The sequence below is a fragment of the Undibacterium sp. Ren11W genome (assembly GCF_049340485.1).
Classification (GTDB): domain Bacteria; phylum Pseudomonadota; class Gammaproteobacteria; order Burkholderiales; family Burkholderiaceae_D; genus Undibacterium.
The window spans coordinates 97422-115356 of record NZ_JBMPPB010000006.1 but is presented as its reverse complement, the minus strand read 5'-3'; the positions used below and the strand labels follow the sequence as shown (position 1 = coordinate 115356).

Sequence of the window (17935 nt, the reverse complement as noted above, 5' to 3'; positions counted from 1 at the left end):
CCAATTACTCTGCCGCTCAGTTTGCTGGTTGGTCACTCATGGTTTTTGGCGTGCAAAAAATTCCCAGATCAATGCAGGTCCATCTGGCGTCATGGGTGATGGACCCAATAGTCTAGGGCGACGCCAGTAGGCTTGTGGCAGACCATGGCCACCGTCGTGTATGCTAACCAGTTCTACTTCCAGTTTGCTGTCGTCACGCCACACTGCACGTTCGACCTTTTGTTTGACCTGACGTTCGACCTGAGCGTCGCCCGGCACGGCTAACGGCGTCATAGTAGGTACGCCCGAGTTTCCATTTTTTTTAGCAAAGTAATCCGCCGACTCACGTGATGAATGCAACATGCCGCTCTTAAAGAACAAGCCAAACAGGCTAGACTCGCCCCCCGCGTAAGGCACCAGAGGATCTTTGGTGCCGTTCATGAACATGACCGAAGTGCCTTGCGCTGCGGGCTTGCATTTAAAGTTCTCTGCGCTAGGCAAGTTTGCCGATACCGCTGCCACCGCACGAAATTTTGTGGGTGCCTCCAGCGCCAGCCGGATAGCCATAAAGCCGCCAGACGAAACCCCGGTCGCAAATACGCGGTGGCTGTCGATGCCGATGTCGGCAATAAGTTTGTCGGCCAGCACGTCTAAAAAATTAACATCGTCGACCGCGCGACCTTCAAAAGTGTAGTCGCCCACTTTACTACAGTCGTTCCAATCGAAACTGCGGGCATCCGGATAAACCACGGCAAAGCCATATTGGTCGGCAAGACGCTCAAATCCATAGCCAGTCTCGAGTCGGATTTGCGCACCATTTTGGCCAGAGCCATGCATCACCATGACTAAAGGCGCGCCTTTCGCAAGCCCTTTAGGAAGATAGCTTCGATAACTACGCGTCAGTCCGTCCACCTCGATACTAGCCTTGGTCACCGTGCCAGACAGTTGTGGCATTTCGGGGTCAGGCGAATAAATAAAATACCAGAACAGCGCAGCGCCCAGTGCAATGAGACCGAGTAAGCCATAAAAACAGAAACGCAGAAAAGTGAAGAATTTTTTCATGATGAGACGCATTTTTTGCCTATTTTCGATTAAGACTGTGCGACGAGTTGATAATTCCACTTGCTCAGATTAACGCCCTTCACTAGCAGCCAAAGACACAGTGAAGCTTCGCCAAGCAGCGGCAGTATCAAAATGGCCGGGTTAATCATATTCGAGAACGCTGGAGCAAATAGTGCAGCAAAACAGGCGATCAAATAACTGACCCCGCCAATTTGCATTAACACGCCAACAAACTTCGGCAAATAGCCTGATTTAAAAATTAGCTGACCATACAGGATGCAGGCAACACCAAAAAAAATCAGCGCCACATTGAAGGCGATATCATGCGACCTTAAAGCAAAATTTGCCAAAGCGTGTAATTGCCCAGGTTCAAAGGCTTTCGCCATACTAGTGCTGGTCAAGATAGGTTTAAGCATAAGCTGAAACAGCTTGCTGATGGTTTCAACCGCCAGTGAGACGATATTAAAGAACGCAGCGAGCAACATCAGATTGCGGTTGACTGGCCGCAGTAATAGGTACAGCAACCACGATAGAGCAATAGCGCACAACACCAGTAGTAAATTGGCGAATGCGCCCAGATTCCAGAGGATGGGCTCTGCAAGGATATTCTGGGCTAAGCTTGCGACGTCAGCCGAAGCACGAAAATGATTGAGCACATAGGCCTCGGCAAAAATACCGAGGGCAATTACTGCCAGATACAGCGCGCCAGCGGCGCGTGCATACCATTGCGGGGAAGTCTCAAGACTGTAGTTTTTCATGATAGTTCTCTCCTAATGTACTCTTATTATTTAATCTTGTTCCGCTGCCACAGTCTCATTTTGCATAAAACACGCCACTTCAATCGCTACTTCAATCGCTACTTCAATTGCTTCTGAAGACGACAGAAAATTATGCTTGATGCTGGGTCTTGCTCCATTTATCACCAGGTTTTTTCACGTAATGACTATAAACGTAAGGCCAGGGAATAGCGAGGTACACCAGCACGACTAAAGAAATAGCAAACACATTAGGCAGCATTTTTTCTTCTAAATTACCTGATAGCCAGAGCGGCAAGGCGACAATAGCGAGCCAGATCGTTTTCCAGATCAATTCCCACATCAGTACCGGTAGCATCTGCAAGGGATAGCGTATGCCTAGTCCACACAGTAAAGAAAAAGCGGCCAACATACAAAGTTCAACGCCGTGCATAAATTCCCATGGCGTCGCATGGCGAATAATAGTGGGCCATATTTGGACGCCAAGACCAATGAAAACCAATAGATACAAGGCGCGTAGCACGTAGAGACGAAACACCGAAACTTGATTCATTTTACTCACTCCTAAATAGTTTTTTCCACATGCATTGGTAAAACATGATTGCCCGCAAGCTGGTGGCGATATGACGCTATGGCATTGCGCCACCTTACGGGCAAAGGCTAAAAGTACGGGGTGAGAATAAATCAAGGCGGAAGGTGAGTTAAGCAATTTGCGATGACTCGCAGACAGGGGGTACCCAAACACGCTAGACTACGACGAAATACAAACTGGCTGATTTTGAATTCACCGTTTGAATTAAGCAGACCGGCAAGGTATTCTGCTTCAAATGCTGAGTTGATGAAGCTTAAGCCGGCCTACTTACTGATGATTAAGCACAGCAAAAATATAATGCCCATATTGCGCAGATCTCCGTTTCGACTATACCTATCCCTTTGCATCGTTGTGCTCGGTTTTAGCTTAGGTATACAGTTGGGATTAGCCACCGAACTGAACAAGGAAGAATTTCACTATCCGGGGCGAGAGTGGGAAACAATTCAGACATCAACACTGACGCCAGCATGCAAAAACCAGCTGTCTGAAGCGCGCACACTATTTCAGACGCTGGCGACTAGTTCCGTCATCGCGGTCCAAGACGGGCGCATATTATTTAGCTACGGTCAAACCGACAAAGTTAGTATTATCGAGTCAGCCCGAAAAAGTCTGCTCTCCATGTTATACGGTAACTATGTAGAGAACGGCAGCATTGATTTGAATAAGACACTGGAAGAAATTGGCGTCGACGATATAGGTGGTTTGCTAGCGCAGGAGAAGCAAGCCACAGTGCAAGATTTGTTAACGGCACGTTCCGGAGTATTTCATTTGGCCGCCAATGCTGGCGACGATCTCAAGCAGGCTCCGGAAAGAGGTTCGCAAGCGGCAGGAAGCTATTTTCTGTATAACAACTGGGACTTCAATCTTGCAGGCGAAATATTTGAACGTCTTACCAAGCGCGATATCTACCGCACGTTTGAAGAAGATATCGCGCAGCCTTTGCAACTGCAGGATTTTCGATTAAAAGAACAGCACAAATTTGGTGACAAAAATAAATCACGGTATTTGCCCTATCACTTTTTCCTGTCGACCCGGGACATGGCTCGTATCGGTTACCTGGCACTCACCAACGGCAAATGGAAAAATCAACAAATAGTGCCCACCGCCTGGTTAGCAAAGACCACTGCTAGCTTTACGCCCTCATCAGAAATGCATCCTGCCAGTACCGCAGCACGCCATGTTGCTTATGGCTATATGTGGTGGGTGCTGGAAGAGCCGACAGCTTCGCCCCTGAACGGAGCCTATATGGCTTGGGGTCTGCAGGGGCAGTACCTACTGATAATTCCTAAAAACCGCATGGTGATTGCCCACAAACGAGAGCTTCCGGTTGCGGGCAATTGGAAGGCGCCGGGCGTGAGTAAAGATAACTTTCTCGCCGCTGCCCGCCTGCTGGCGACGGCGCACTGTGAAATACCATAACTCTGCTCCGCGCAGAGCAGGAAATCTGACCGTCTATTCGATCAATGATTCAGAACCGATGAAGCTTTGGTCCAGGCTAGATCATTTCCCCTAAGCTGCGCTCAGTTTGGTTTTACCCCCGCCAAAAACGTCTGATACGCGATGGCGGTTTCTTTGGTGCGTTCCAGTTGCGGCGCATGGCCTACGTCTTTGAAAATGACTAGCTGCGCCTGTGGGATCAGTCGTTTAAACACCTCGGTACTGGAGACATCTAATACGCGGTCTTTATCGCCCCAGATAATCAAGGTCGGCACTTTGATTTTTGGTAAGCTGCTTTCTATATCCAGCGAATACTGCAGCTGTATATCCTGATAAATTTTGCGGGCTATCGGCTCGCGCGCGATCGCTTCGCGGGTCAGCGAGGCGATCAAGAGCGAAGGCAGATACGGCGGATCTGTCATGGTAAAGGCCAGCATATTTTTATACTCCTGCGGATTACGCACGATCAGCGGATTTTCACCTTGTTGATTGAGCAGGAACAGTTCGCTAGGCTGTGCCGACATCACCCCGGCTGCGTTCATCAAGGCCAGACTCTTGACGTGTTGCGGTGCCAGCAGCGCGACATGGTAGGCAATTGCACCGCCCATGGAATGTCCCATCAAATGTGCCGGCTGCATCAGATGCAGCGCATCCATGATCGCCACCACACGCTGCGCTTGCGCGGGGATGGTGTAACTCTGCTCCATCAGAATATTGCTGTCGCCGTGCGCCGGCAGATCGATGGCGATGACATGATAATGCTTAGTCAGTTGGGCTGCCAATCTGATCCAGATGTCTTTATTCGACTGAAAACCATGGATTAAAAAAATCGTTTCACCCTGACCACCCTCCAGATACGGCACAGTAAAATCGCCTACCACTACTTGTTTTTTCTGCACACTGGCCAGTGCACGCTCGCCGTTTATGGCCCAGCTAGAGAGTTTATTTTCGACGCCAACGCAGCCGCTCAAACTCAAGCTCAGACTCAATGCCAAGATCAGACCGGGGATTAATTTTCGCATATGCTCACTTTTTGCTTAGGTGTTGTTATTCTGGCGAAAGCGCCATCTATCTGCAGCCTGGCTACCGACAAAAAAAATAGCGACAAGCCCGGCGCGCATATCCCATGCGGCCTACAGAGCAGGCAGGCTGGAAAGCCGCATGGGATATGCGTCTCTGGCCTGCCTTGCTTTTTACTATACAAACTTAATTTTTTGTAAATTTTACACGTTTAGTCTCACGCAAGATTAGAAGCAAGCCTCCAGCTTGCGCTGACTCGGGTTGCGCTGAGCTTACGGCAGCAGCGGTTTGAACTGTCCCATCACATCACGTTTGCCTTTTTCCAGATACGGTACCGGCTTATCCATCCATTCCGGGCGCGCCTTGTCTTGCAGATAGTGATCGAAAAATTCGCTCATATGCACCGTAAAATGTTTGAGGTTGTCGCGCTCTTTGAGTCCGTGCTTTTCGCCGTTATAGTTAAACCAATAGGCTTCTTTATCGAGCCTGCGCAAGGCCGTGAAAAACTCTATGGCCTGATACCAGGGCACCGCATCATCATCGTCGTTATGCACGGTCAGGTAAGGCGTGCTAATTTTATCGACAGAAAAAATCGGTGAATTCTCAATAAATTTGGCGGTAGCATTCCATGGCGTGCCGCCTATGCGGCTTTGTTGTTTTTCGTATTGAAAAGCGCGGCTCATACCGGTACCCCAGCGTATACCACCGTAGCCGCTGACCATATTCGCCATCGAGGCGCCGGCTTCTGCGGCACGAAACATGGTGGTTTTGGTCAACAGATAATTGATCTGATACGCGCCCCAGCTATGGCCCTGTATACCGATCCGCTTGGGGTCGATATAGCCTTTGGCGATCAACTGTCGTATCGCTGGCAATACCGTATTCATCGCGCTTTTACCTGGCGAGCCAGTCTGATACACGATGTCGGGGCGCAGCACCACATAGCCATTACTGACATAGCGTGTGACGTTGATGTTTTGCGCCGGTGCCGGCACGATATGTTTGTGCAGATTGTCCGACATGTTTTCGTAGATGTAGACCATCAGCGGATATTTTTTAGCCGGATCAAAATTTTCCGGTAAGGCCAGCAAGGCCTTGAGTTTTTTACCGTCGGCGCTGGTGTAATGGATGATCTGCTGACTACCCCACAGATAGTTGCCTTGCTGGGGATTGGCCGCACTGATTTTTTGTAGCGACTGCAGCGCCAGATCGCCGCTCCACAAATCCGGAAACTCGGTAAAACTCTGCTGGGTAAACAGCAGGGTATCGGCCAGTTTGGCCTTGATCATGCAGCCCAACATTTTGTCCGCATATAGCAGTTGCTTAGGTTCACCGCCCTCTAGCGCTACTTGATAATAAGCGCTGGCACGGCTCTCTTCCTGGGTTGCGCTCAGTAGTAATTGATCTGGCAGCGGCTTGCTTTCTGGCAGCAAGAGCGGCTCACCGGCCGGTGCTGCCTGCATTTTCTTTTCATGTTTAGGATCGATATCGAGCTTCACAAAACGCATTTCCAACTTATTCTTGCGGCCGTAGGCTTGCGTCAGATTGCGGCTAACTAAGGTCTCAGGGTAGATCTGCCACAAGTCATACTGATCGTATAGCACGACACTAGCGTCATCCTTAGTCCAGCCGGCAAAGCCATAGGCCGAGCGTGGTTCCGGCGTATCTTTACTGCGGTCCTCAAAATGCACCTTCAGTTTGGCGCTAAGATTGCGCTGGCTGCCGTCTAGCGTAGACCAGCTAAACCAGTTGCTGCTATCGGCGTCGAAGGCCAACAGATATTTGCCGGCTGGCGACAACGTCGGAGCAAAGCGCAATTTTCTAGCCAGCAGACGCGCCGCACCGGTTTGCAAATCGACGGCATAAGCGTCGTAATACAGGCTGTCCCAGGATTGCAGCATACGGTAAGGCAGCTCGCTGATACCCATGGCGATCTGGCTATTTTCGTTGACCACGATGCTAGGCATACTCTTGCTGGCTAATTGCAGCATGCGTCTTTGCGCGACATGCCAGACCGCGCTATAACTACGTTGCTTCTCTTGCTCAGCTTTTACCTTCTGCATAGATTGCAGCTCAGGATCTTTCCAGTGCCAAAGATCGACCTTGATCGCTTCCGGCGCATCCTTGGCTTCAGGCTTGGCTAACTCTGCATTAGCAAAAAACAGGCGCTGCCCATCTTTGCTAAAACTGAGCTCGGCAAATTCGCTGACGCTCCAGCCTGCCGTCATACCTAGCGTATCTGCGGCCACGATGGCGCTGGCAGACTGCTCCCCGATGCTCCAGTAAAACAGGCTAAAGCTGCTGACTTCTTTGGTTTTGTCTTTGGCCTGATCTTTCTGTTCTGAATTTGGCGCGTCATTCGACGCTAACCGGGCTGGCTCGGCCTGAGGTTTTTTTGCCAGATCATCGCGATTCGTGACAAACGCCAATTGCCTGCCCTGTTCATCAAAACTCAAATTTTTATAATGACCGGCACCACTGAGTAAAGCTTGCGCGTTGCCGTCGGCCGTGCTGTAGAGGTACACGCCTTCACGTTCAGCGTCATTGTTTTTTTCTGGCTTATTTTCGGCTGGCGTTGCGTCGGCTTTGGCCGTAGCAGCGATCGCATCTTTGAGCGACACCGTAAATGCCAGATGCGCGCCAGACTTATCCCAGGAAAAATCGGCAACGTCCTTAAAACTGTCGCGCCTGGCCTTGGCCGTGTCGATTAAAAGCAGTTCTGTGCCTGGCTGTTTTTTCTTGGCGGCGTCTTTTTTATCGTCTTTTTTGTCGTCCTCTTTACTTGCAGTTTTCTTGCCATCTGGGCTAGCCTCCAACAATACTGCCAGCACTTGGCCGCCCTGTTCCGGCCAGGCAAAGCGCTTCACGCGCGGCATGCTCTCGACTTTGCCGCTGGCCAACTCCATGATGCCCAGGCCCGCTTTAGGTAGGTCCTCACCCTTCTTTTTATCTTTCTTAGCCTGATCCAGTTCGACTCTGGTCGGCGCGATGGCAAAGGCCAGATAACTGCCGTCTGCGTTAAAGGCTGGTGCCGTGCCGCGTGGCGAGCGCCATTCGCGACCGTCGATGAGATTTTTAACGACTACTTCGCCATCGCCTTCTTGCGCCAGCAAAGCGTAGGCGGCCCACTTGCCATCTCGGCTCAGGACGCTGCCGGCGATACTGCGCCAGTTAGCATACACATCGTGGCTGATCGCTTTTTTCGCGCTAGTCGCAGGCAGTAAATGCTCTGCCGCGGCGACCTTACCAGCCGGGCTTTGCGCCAGCGCTGGCCAGACCGGGCCACAGAGCGCAGCGAGCGCCAACATAGCTATCACACTAAAAGAAGGCAAACGTGAGGGCAAAACGCAAGAGTTTTTCATCGCAGATCTAGGTGTCATAGCGGAGGGTATTCTGCATGTGGGCGAACCCCGCATGCGTATGATTTAAAAATGGGACTTACGCAAAACCGCTCCAGCGTCGTTGTATCCGCCTTGCCGTACTAAAGTACTGTCTTCGGCGGACCGCCTAGCTGGAACAATTTTGCGTAAGTCCTAAAAAATTAGTCAGCTGAGCTTAACAACTTATTCAACCACTCAGACACCACAAATTTTCAGCGCCAGCCATTTGCGGTAGACCAGCAAGGCCACCTGCGCGTCATCGGCAGCGTATTGCAATTGGCGCTCGCTGAGTGCGGCGGCGGCCCAGTTTGAGGTCGAGGTCTTCTTGGATTTTTGCAGTTTCATGCCGAAGTACTTAGCGACTGCGGCCTTGGCGCCCATGTCGCGGTGCTTACTCTCGCGCATCAGGCGCGACAGGTCGAGCACATTGGCGGGGACGATGCCGAACTTGGCATGCAGACGTTTATTATCATCGCTCAAACCAAAACCAACCTTGAGTATCAGCTTAGATTCCAATACCGCCTGCACCGCCGGTATCTGGGTAGGCTGCAACACCGGAAATAAAAAGACCTCGGTGTCGGTAGCCAGTTGTATCAGATGCGGGCCATCCGATTGCTGGCCCTTGAAAAATATCGGCTTCGATTCGGTATCAAAACCGAGCACATCGGCCGCACTCATGGCGGCATAAGCGCGCTCGGTGTCCGACTCGGAACGCACCAGGCAGATATTGTCAAAGGGGATACCGGGATACGAGGGCAGCAGGAGGATTTCTTCAGAGGTCATAGGCAAGATGATAGCGGATTAGCGCCATGCATAGTCACCATGGCGAGAATTTTATTATTCGCAGGCAAAGTTTTTTCTGCTGATCATATTTCACGATGGCAGGCCAGAGGCGCATATTCCATGCGGGTTTCCAGCCTGCATGGCCTGCAGGGCGCATGGAATATGCGCCTCTGGCAGGGTCATCTTGCGCTATCTGTCCTGACCCGGTTCAGCCATGCCCCCAGCAATTGCCAGACTTGCGCGCGCGCCGCCGGGCGCGACAACACCAGATCGTGGATGCCATCAGGTATTGCATGGCACTCTAGCTGCGAGCCTAAACCAGGTGCCAGACGCTGCATATCAGCCACATCGAGCACGATATCGGCGCTCATCGCAGCCTCACTCCAGACCTTAGGGCGCAAGCTATGTCCGGCGTGCAGCAATAGACAAGGGCAAGCGATCTGCAAGCCCCGCGCCACCTCCTCATGCGCCAGATGGATGGCGCGAAACCAGCCCGCATACACAGGGAAACCGGCGATCGGTTTCCAATCGGTACGGTAATCCCACTGCCCTTGATGCTTCACATGCAGGCTGCGACCGTACATGGTCGGCAAACCTGGCAGACGCCAGTAAGGGAAAAACTTGCCCAGCCAGGCCAGCACTGGTTCGGCATACTTCTCTTGCCAGGCCGGCAGATTCATATCCAGAAACGGACTATTCAAAAACAGCGCCTTGACCTGCTCCTTTTGCGCACCTCGATGCGCATACAGTGCTGCCACCAAACCGCCGGTAGAATGGCCATTGAGCATCAACCAAGTCACATGCTCGTTTTGGCGTAGCAAGCTAATTGCGGCATCCACATCTTGCAGATAATCATTCACATCCACCGTAAAATTCGGCAAATGCCCCGGCCGCAAAGATCGGCCGTGACGACGTAAATCGAGCGCATAAAAATCCATTCCTTGCGCATGATAAAAATCAGCCAGCTCGGTCTGAAAAAAGTAATCGACGAAACCGTGGATGTATAACACCGCCGCTTTGCCAGCCTCGGTCTGGCTACTGCACAGACGGCGCACCAGGGTAATTTCCAGCGCTTCGTCCATCTCGCCCGACGCCACGTTCAGGCTCAGTTGTTCAAAGCCCGGCAAAATATCGGCGCTCCATTGCGCTGCGTTCGGAGACGAAGTAAAAGTCATAAAAATATTGTGGCAGCCATCGTTAAGCAAAGCGTCAAAAGACGCAGCTAGAAAAAATCCATGCTGCAGAGTAAGCGCCCAACTAGGGCGAAGCAAGTGCTAATGACGATTCACGGCGAAATACCTACACAGCAAACATAAACATAGACGAGAAAAATTATATCTTAAGCAATGTTTTGATCGCTAGTACAGATAAGATTTTTAATAAATACTTTTCGATTTTGTTAACTTTATTGATAAAATAGAATCAAATATAACAACTAAGGATAGTTATGCATTGTTACCAACATCAAGAGAATGACGCAATTGGAATATGCAAATATTGCGCTAAGGCAGTCTGTCAGGCCTGCGTCAAAGATACTGGGCGAGGTCTAGTTTGTGGTGACCGGTGCGCAAACGAAATTTTAATCATTAATGAGCTCAATGACAGAGCCAAACAACTTTACAGCATTGGAAGTAAATCCAGGATGCCATCCACTGGTATATTATTTTCTATGTTTTTTGCGTTTATTTTCGCTGGATTTGGGCTTTATCCTTTAACGGAAAACAGAAATCCTGAATGGTTCATGGTAATTATGGGTAGCGGATTTTTTGCCTTCAGCATCGCGTCGTATTTAAGAACAAGAAAACTTCATCTCAATTGTTAATGGTCTATATGGCCATAACCCACACTAAGCAAGTCAAACGTCACCGGCGGATTGCACCGCACGGCATTTCTTCATCCCCCCCGGCCACCACGCATATCCCATGCGGCTTGCAGGCCATGCATGCTGGAGACCCGCATGGGATATGCGCGAGCGGCTAGGTGCTTAAAAAATTTATTGCGGTCATTGCGCCATCCCTAGATAAAGCCAGAGATGGCGCTAGCTGCTTTTTTCTGCTTATTTTTTACTTCTTTTCTACCTATTTGCTACGACCATATTTAGCCGTGAAGCTGGCTTTTTTGATGCTGTTGGCGTTGATCATATAGCCTGCCAATGCCGCAGTGGCGTCGGCCGGGATCTCTAATTTTTCGACTTTGAGTGCATGCACGGTGAAGATATAGCGATGTGCTTTATCGCCAACTGGCGGGCAGGCTCCGCCCCAGGCTGCGACGCCATAATCGATCCGCACTTGCGCGGCGCCGGCTGGCAGATTAGCACCGCCGACGGCGCCGGCATCGGCTTTTAATTCTGTCACGCTAGCCGGGATGTTGATCACTGACCAGTGCCACCAGCCAGAGCCGGTAGGCGCATCCGGATCGTAGACGGTGACGGCAAAACTTTTTGCGTCTTTCGGTGCACCTTTCCATTGCAAGGCGGGCGACTTGTTCTCGCCAGAACAACCAAAACTGTTAAATTCGAATTTTTTATCCATCAAAGCGCCTGCCTTGATCTCGCTACTACTCAGATGGAAATCGGCGGCGTGCGCCAGATTGACGGCAGCCAATAGCGCTGCGCTGCTGAAGACGGTCTTAAGAAGCTGAGTTTTCATGGGATATCCTTGGATAATTGAAGGGACTTGAATCATCGCATTATTGTCGCCGCCCCACTAGCCCGATTACGCCAAATGCTGTGCGCCAGAGTTCATGGCTGGGCGCAAATGTGAGGGCGTAAATCCAAAGCGTTCTCGGAACGCGGCGGAAAAGCGGCTGTGCGAGGCATAGCCAGAGCGGTAGGCAATATCGGACACCGGCAGCATGGTGGTCTGCAGCAGTAACAGTGCCGTCTCTAGCCTCACTTCGCGCACGCAGTCACTGACGGTACTGCCTTCGCTATCGAGGCGACGCCGTAAGGTGCTGGCGCTGAGATTAAAACTAGTCGCCAGCTGATTAACGGTCCATGCATCGTGCGGACGCTGCGCTACCATACGACGCACGCGATCGGCCCAGCTTAGACCAGACGCAGGTGAAAAAACCAGGCCCTGTTCGGCCAGCATCAGCAACAATTCTAGCAAGCGATGCTGGCTCAGCGCGCTTGAAATATCCGGATTTCTCAGGGACTCAAAGGCACGCGCGTAGGCTTCTTGCAGTGAAGTATCTTGCGCAATTTTGGCGCAGGCCTGCACGGGTTCAAGTACAGAAAACTGTGCAAAACCTTCGTGAAAAAGCTCGATTAGTGCAGGCGTCAACAAGATAACATGCGCCACATAGGCCCCTTGTGGCGCAGTGTCGTTCACCATATCCCATAGTGTGCCGCGCGCAATCAGGAAGAACTCGCCAGTTTTGTATTGCGCGCTCACACCAGGGCGCAATAAGCGCTTACTGCCAGAGACGATATAGCCGAGCATGTCGTCGCGCACCATACTGGTACGCACCCTGTGCTGTACCCTAGTACTGAGGATGTGGGCAAATGCCTGAGTCATGAATTGTCCGCGGAATAGTCCGCCGAATTGTCCGCAGCTTCGTACGCTGCTCTGAGGGGATTTGTTTTAAACACTGATTGCGCTGATATGGCCGGCGATGATGTGCCAGCTCCCCGTATCACTCTGCTGCCAGACTCTGGTGTAGCGCAAATCGCCGTCAAATGGGGCATCGGCGTAGGTACCAGAGAGCAGCATACGGGCCGATACCACGGCCGTGTTTTGCTGGATTTTTATATGCTGCTCTAACAGCTGCATGCCAATAAATTTCAACACTCCGGAGCGATGCAGGGCCAGATCATCCTCCTTCGTAAATAGCTGCCCCAGATGATTGGTGAAGATAATATCGGCACAAATGAGCTGATCCAATTTGGCGACATCGCCAGTTAACATGGCCAGGCGTAGCTGTTCTTCCAGCGTGCGGATTTCTTGTTCGGTCGTGTTCATCCTGGTTGCTTTCATTTAAATTGGATTTCTACTAAATCACCCTGGCAGAATCGCTCCACAAGGTGGTTTTTTGCGTAAGACATGAGCGCTCAATGATGCATTGCGACCTATATTAGTCGAGAAAAGTCCAGCTATCGGCACCATCAAAATGCCGGATAGGAACACCATCGAATACTCCGGGCTCAAAATTTCTTGCGTTGACCGCCATTTTCCGGTCCGGTTCGTTTGTTAGTGCTTCCCAATGCGTGACACAGCCGCACACCACGCAGTGCATGGTCTGTATGCTTTGCTTGCCCCACAGATAAGCGACGCTATGCTCAGGATGCCCAATTATTTCAACCTGCTTCAAACTATAGCAAGCCCACAGTGCGCCATAACGACGGCAGATAGAGCAATTGCAATCGATTAAAAATGCGCTCGGTGCTGGCACCTTGATTTGAATACGGCCGCAGTGGCAGCTAGCGCTCAGCCTATTCTTGGCATCCAGAGCATCGTTCACTTATACCTCGCCTAATCATTAGCAGCGACTTGCCGCGCTTTCGCTTCCAGCTCTTTGGCCAGGGTCCAGCCAGCGGCTTCTATCATTACCACCGAGATACCAGGCGCGACGACTTGCCCGAGCAACGGAATGAACTTGGATAGTTCTTTACTCAAAACTTTGATGGGTTGCTTGAGCATGCTGTTTTTCAGGCTAGCAATGGCAAGTACCTTCGCTGCTTCTTGCGTGATACTTCCGCCGAATACGGCACATAAACTCATCGCCATCGCCGTCATGCACAGCATATCGGTGGCCACACCCAGACCGGGCACCGGCACCGCATTCCCCGCGGCGGCGGCAACGGCATGCGCATGGATAATGGCGTGGCACTTCTTTTCTTGGTTTTCAGTCATTCAATAGGCAGCGTGAGGGTTAATCCGGGCTAGCCTTGTGGCCCCGGCTAGCCAGCAGATTAGCATTAAATTTGTATTTCGGACATGTTTCTCACTTTGAACGCTTCATTTTTTGCCGATTTCACCGTTACCTCAGTATCAGCTCATCAAAAATTATTTTCTGCGGAAAAACTCCAGTGCTCAACATCAGCAAATATCTATCTCTCGCCTCACAACAAGTGCCGCAAGTTAAAAGCAGCGCAGACAAGGAGAGCACCAAAACGCTAACGCCAGCAGTTAGCAGCACGAATGTGAGCGTGAGCCTGAGTCCGCTAAAAGCGAAGAATACCGTGGCCGCAGCCTCGTTCAGTAACGGGGCCATGCAATTTACGTCTCATAAAGATGCCGCCAGACAAAAAATTGCCTGGATAAAAATGCAGTTAGAGGGCTTGATGAGATTTGCCGGTGTCGCAGGTAACCCTCGTGAGGCGATACGCCTGGCAAAAGAGCTGGCTGCGGCGGTACGTGAATATGGCGGCAGCGATTCCGCCCCCGCAGCGCCGCAAGCAACACTCAACATTGCACCACAAACGGAGAACACTAGCGAGGCGGGAGTCGCCGATGCGCCAGCAAACACGGCAGACGCGACGACGTCTGCCAGCACTGCAAGCGAAGCCAGCACAGCTGCAAGCCTGGCAGCGCAAGTGACTGCGAATGCGCAAGTGGCGAGCGACTCGAGCATCCCTTCAAGCAAAGAGACGGCTCAAAATTCAACGTTAGACTCAATACAAGACTCAGAACAAAACTCAGCCGCAGCACAAATTAAGCAAGCAGCAGCGCTGGTAAGCGAGGCAAAAAATTTCACTCAGACCGAACAGAACAACGACGAGACAGTATCCAGTAAAGCTAGCAACTCCTTGGCGGCATTGGCGCAAGTGAACACCGCCGGCTTGAGTCCGCAAGATCGTGCTTTTCTGGCGGAAGCGAAAATCTTGATGGGAAAGATCAAGTTACTTATCGCGATAGAAAGCAAAAAAGCCGAGGACGATAAAAAAGCGCAAGCGGCGACAAAAGAAATGGATGACGCGTTTAAAACAACGACGATGTCACTCATGCAGGAAAATACCAGCATGGCCTACGCAGCCAACGGCTTAAGCGTGACCGACAGCAGCAGCACGCCCAGCCTCAGCGAGACAGCCTGAGTGCCTAAAATTATCCAAAACCATAGTAAACCTTGATAAATCACACTAAAAGTTTGCATTTATTTCAAGTTATCTGAGCATCTGCCGTTACAGAACTATCTTTTATACAATTATGTAGTTATTCCATGTTTTCACTCCAGGCACTACGTTTTTTTGAACAAGCCGCCCCCAAACTTCCTAACTCCCCGGTTCCACAGCGCCAGCGCCTGACCTCCAGCGCAAGCGAACCCGACCAGGTAGCCGAACGCAGCTTGCCAGAAGTTGAACGCCGCTACAGAGAAGAACGGCGTGCCAGCGATAGACGAGAACAAAAACATGCGACTTTCCTCGACACCCGCAAACGCCAAGGCCGTCGATGCAGTAACGGTCGCCGGCAAGATGACAGCAATGTCGGCAAGCGCACGAAGACGATCTCAGTCTTAGGATGAAAATAGTCAAAAGATACACGCTTTTCGGCAAAAGCAGATTACACTTAGGCCTTACGCAAAGTTGTTCCAGCTTGACCAACCGCCGCCTACGTCAGCACTGCTTGTACGATAGGGCCGATACCAGGACCTTGGGGCGGTTTTGCCTAAGTCCGAATATTCACTTCAGTACTTACCGAGGCTTAAGATGAAAACTGCTACGCTGCTAAAATCATTGGTGTCACTACTAGCACTGCTTACGCTCTCCTCTGCCTATGCGCTCGATTGCCCAATAGGTCAAAAAAAATATTATGTCGCCTATCTGGCCCTCAGCACCAAAGGCATCAGCAGCAACGGTGCAAATTATTTTTGCGGTGATAGCCAGCAAACCAAGACTGAAGAAGGCATCAATCAAATCCAGCAATATATACAAAAGCAAAACAAGGGGCTGGAAAAAGCCACGATAATCATCACCAACATCATGCCTTTGGATCGATAAGCGCAAAACGACCAGGTGTGGCGATGCGGCTTGGCGAATAATGCTAGACGAATAAGGCTTGCGTTTCAGCACACTGCCCTAATCTGCAAACGATGAAACCTCTTTCCATTCTCGATCTTTCGCCTATCACCGAGGGCAGTGATGCCGCCCAGTCATTTAAGAACAGCCTGGATTTAGCCCAGCATGGCGAACGTTGGGGTTACCAGCGCTACTGGCTGGCGGAGCATCATGGCATGCCCGGCATCGCCAGTGCTGCCACAGCAGTCCTGATCGGCCACGTCGCAGCGGGTACCTCGCGCATACGGGTGGGTGCCGGCGGCATCATGTTGCCGAATCACTCGCCTTTAGTCATCGCCGAACAATTTGGCACTCTGGAATCCCTATTCCCTGGACGTATCGATCTAGGCTTGGGGCGGGCACCGGGCTCAGACCAGCTCACCGCACGCGCGCTGCGCCGTAATCTGGCCACCGACGCCGATCAATTTCCGCAAGACGTGGTCGAGCTGATGGATTATCTCTCGTCTGAACCTAAGCGCGCCGGGCGTGGCTTATTGGCCGTTCCGGGGGCTGGCCTGAATGTCCCGATCTGGATTTTAGGTTCTAGCCTGTTTGGCGCGCAATTAGCGGCAGCATTGGGCTTACCGTATGCGTTTGCCTCGCATTTTGCACCAGCCCAGATGATGCAGGCAATCGAGCTGTATCGCGCCACTTTCAAGCCATCCGCGCAATTACAAAAACCGTATGTGATGTTGGGTTTTAATGTTTTTGCGGCCGACACCGATGCCCAGGCGCAATTACTGGCAACGTCTATGCAACAAGCCTTTGTCAATTTACGCAGCGGTCATCCGAAACGCCTGCCACCGCCTCAGGCTGACTATTTGAGTCGCCTAGGTCCGCAAGAACACGCCCTGCTCGATCAAGTTCTGTCATGCTCGGCGATAGGCTCGCCAGAGACGGTAGCGCGTCAATTGCAGGCCTTTATCGCCCATACCGGCGCCGATGAACTGATGATCACTTCACAAATTTTTGAGCATGCGGCGCGCTTGCGTTCTTACCAGATTACGGCAGAACTGCATCAGGGCATGTGCTAACTAGCGAAACGTGCAATGCATTCATTAGCTTATTCGTCTAAACATCTTCCAAGCAAACGTTATACCGCCGTTCATGACTTTTTTACCAAAATTTCTCACTCAGCCTCTCTCATCACTTTACCGGTTCTGCATTAGCCTGATAATCTGTTTAGTCTGTTCTAGCACGGCAACGGCCGCCACACAGTTAGTCTTGGCCGATATCGCCGATCAATTACCGCCGTCTTTAATGGCGCGGCAAATTTTGCTTCAGGCCTACGCGCAGCTTGCGATAGAAATTAAAATTCTTGAGTTACCAAATTCCAGAATTAAGGCCATGCTAGAGAATCAGAGCATAGACGGCATGGTGTACAGACTAGCCGACAGCCCCCTTTATGACCTGCAAAAAATCACTCCCGCGCTTACCTATGAAGAATTCGCGGTCTTCACGGTCCAAAAAAATTTCACCGTAGCGGGCTACTCCAGTCTCACTCCCTACCTGAACGGCTACCGGGCTGGATCCAAAGTACTGGACGACAATTTACAGGGTATGCGGATAGAGACTGCGCCAAGTATGGATTCATTATTTAAAAAACTCGCGGCGGGACGTACCGATACCGTGATTGAATCGCGCGGCAGTTATTGCCGTGTGAAAAAACTTGGTCTCGACCAGATCATCATGCTAGAGCCTGCGCTGGATAAAATACTCGGCTATCACTGGCTCAGCGCACGACATCAAGACTTGATACCACGCTTGAGCGCAGTATTAAAAAAAATGGAGAAAGATGGCAGTATCCGAAAAATTCAGGAACAAACCTGGAAAACCTACAACGCCAACTGCGCAGGAGCCTAGCCCAGTGCGCAATATCCACGCGGGTTTCCAGCCTGCCTGCTCTGCAAGCCGCATGGCGATTGCGTGTGCA

General features: G+C 51.2%; 18 protein-coding genes. 6 read left to right on the top strand and 12 right to left on the bottom strand.

The window, feature by feature from the left end; all coding sequences use genetic code 11:
* Window positions 1-36 precede the first annotated feature (36 nt).
* From ACO0K8_RS14690 to ACO0K8_RS14680, 3 genes are all read right to left on the bottom strand, one after another.
* Entirely contained in the window at window positions 37-1041 is a 1005-nt protein-coding gene (locus tag ACO0K8_RS14690) for an alpha/beta hydrolase family esterase (RefSeq protein WP_422947408.1), read from the bottom strand.
* Between the two features lie 29 nt (window positions 1042-1070).
* On the bottom strand, window positions 1071-1799 hold the full coding sequence (locus ACO0K8_RS14685; RefSeq protein ID WP_422947407.1) for a DUF4386 domain-containing protein: 729 nt from the start codon (window positions 1797-1799) through the stop codon (window positions 1071-1073).
* Between the two features lie 130 nt (window positions 1800-1929).
* Window positions 1930-2349 carry a hypothetical protein gene (locus tag ACO0K8_RS14680; RefSeq protein WP_422947406.1) on the bottom strand — a complete coding sequence of 140 codons (420 nt, stop codon included), beginning with the start codon at window positions 2347-2349 and terminating at the stop codon, window positions 1930-1932.
* A 390-nt stretch (window positions 2350-2739) separates the two neighbouring features.
* Here ACO0K8_RS14680 and ACO0K8_RS14675 point away from each other — a divergent pair, with 390 nt between their 5' ends.
* Window positions 2740-3807, top strand: a complete 1068-nt coding sequence (locus ACO0K8_RS14675; protein WP_422947405.1) for a serine hydrolase domain-containing protein — start codon at window positions 2740-2742, stop codon at window positions 3805-3807.
* Between the two features lie 101 nt (window positions 3808-3908).
* Here the strand turns inward: ACO0K8_RS14675 and ACO0K8_RS14670 are convergent, their stop codons facing one another.
* The 9 genes from ACO0K8_RS14670 to ACO0K8_RS14630 form a co-directional block, all read right to left on the bottom strand.
* A complete protein-coding gene (locus tag ACO0K8_RS14670; protein WP_422947404.1) occupies window positions 3909-4847 on the bottom strand; it encodes an alpha/beta fold hydrolase in 939 nt (312 codons plus the stop codon).
* A gap of 270 nt (window positions 4848-5117) precedes the next feature.
* Window positions 5118-8207, bottom strand: a complete 3090-nt coding sequence (locus ACO0K8_RS14665; protein WP_422947403.1) for a prolyl oligopeptidase family serine peptidase — start codon at window positions 8205-8207, stop codon at window positions 5118-5120.
* 213 nt (window positions 8208-8420) lie between these two features.
* Window positions 8421-9008, bottom strand: a complete 588-nt coding sequence (locus ACO0K8_RS14660) for a 3'-5' exonuclease (RefSeq protein WP_422947402.1) — start codon at window positions 9006-9008, stop codon at window positions 8421-8423.
* A 179-nt stretch (window positions 9009-9187) separates the two neighbouring features.
* A complete protein-coding gene (locus ACO0K8_RS14655) occupies window positions 9188-10183 on the bottom strand; it encodes an alpha/beta hydrolase (protein ID WP_422947401.1) in 996 nt (331 codons plus the stop codon).
* 903 nt (window positions 10184-11086) lie between these two features.
* Window positions 11087-11656 (bottom strand): YbhB/YbcL family Raf kinase inhibitor-like protein, encoded by a 570-nt coding sequence (locus ACO0K8_RS14650; RefSeq protein ID WP_422947400.1) that lies wholly within the window; start codon window positions 11654-11656, stop codon window positions 11087-11089.
* A 66-nt stretch (window positions 11657-11722) separates the two neighbouring features.
* Window positions 11723-12526: a helix-turn-helix transcriptional regulator gene (locus tag ACO0K8_RS14645; protein ID WP_422947399.1), complete on the bottom strand. Its 804-nt coding sequence runs from the start codon at window positions 12524-12526 to the stop codon at window positions 11723-11725.
* A gap of 66 nt (window positions 12527-12592) precedes the next feature.
* Window positions 12593-12970: a nuclear transport factor 2 family protein gene (locus tag ACO0K8_RS14640; RefSeq protein ID WP_422947398.1), complete on the bottom strand. Its 378-nt coding sequence runs from the start codon at window positions 12968-12970 to the stop codon at window positions 12593-12595.
* Between the two features lie 112 nt (window positions 12971-13082).
* Entirely contained in the window at window positions 13083-13469 is a 387-nt protein-coding gene (locus ACO0K8_RS14635; protein WP_422947397.1) for a GFA family protein, read from the bottom strand.
* An 11-nt stretch (window positions 13470-13480) separates the two neighbouring features.
* The gene (locus ACO0K8_RS14630) at window positions 13481-13861 is read right to left on the bottom strand and encodes a hypothetical protein (protein ID WP_422947396.1); all 381 of its coding nucleotides are present in this window, start codon (window positions 13859-13861) and stop codon (window positions 13481-13483) included.
* Between the two features lie 176 nt (window positions 13862-14037).
* Here ACO0K8_RS14630 and ACO0K8_RS14625 point away from each other — a divergent pair, with 176 nt between their 5' ends.
* From ACO0K8_RS14625 to ACO0K8_RS14605, 5 genes are all read left to right on the top strand, one after another.
* Window positions 14038-15042, top strand: a complete 1005-nt coding sequence (locus tag ACO0K8_RS14625) for a hypothetical protein (RefSeq protein WP_422947395.1) — start codon at window positions 14038-14040, stop codon at window positions 15040-15042.
* A 125-nt stretch (window positions 15043-15167) separates the two neighbouring features.
* Window positions 15168-15470 (top strand): hypothetical protein, encoded by a 303-nt coding sequence (locus tag ACO0K8_RS14620; RefSeq protein WP_422947394.1) that lies wholly within the window; start codon window positions 15168-15170, stop codon window positions 15468-15470.
* A gap of 184 nt (window positions 15471-15654) precedes the next feature.
* Complete coding sequence (locus tag ACO0K8_RS14615; RefSeq protein ID WP_422947393.1) at window positions 15655-15945, top strand: hypothetical protein; 291 nt, start codon at window positions 15655-15657, stop codon at window positions 15943-15945.
* 92 nt (window positions 15946-16037) lie between these two features.
* Complete coding sequence (locus ACO0K8_RS14610; RefSeq protein WP_422947392.1) at window positions 16038-17036, top strand: LLM class flavin-dependent oxidoreductase; 999 nt, start codon at window positions 16038-16040, stop codon at window positions 17034-17036.
* Window positions 17037-17109: 73 nt separating this feature from the next.
* On the top strand, window positions 17110-17865 hold the full coding sequence (locus ACO0K8_RS14605; RefSeq protein WP_422947391.1) for a substrate-binding periplasmic protein: 756 nt from the start codon (window positions 17110-17112) through the stop codon (window positions 17863-17865).
* Window positions 17866-17935 lie beyond the last annotated feature (70 nt).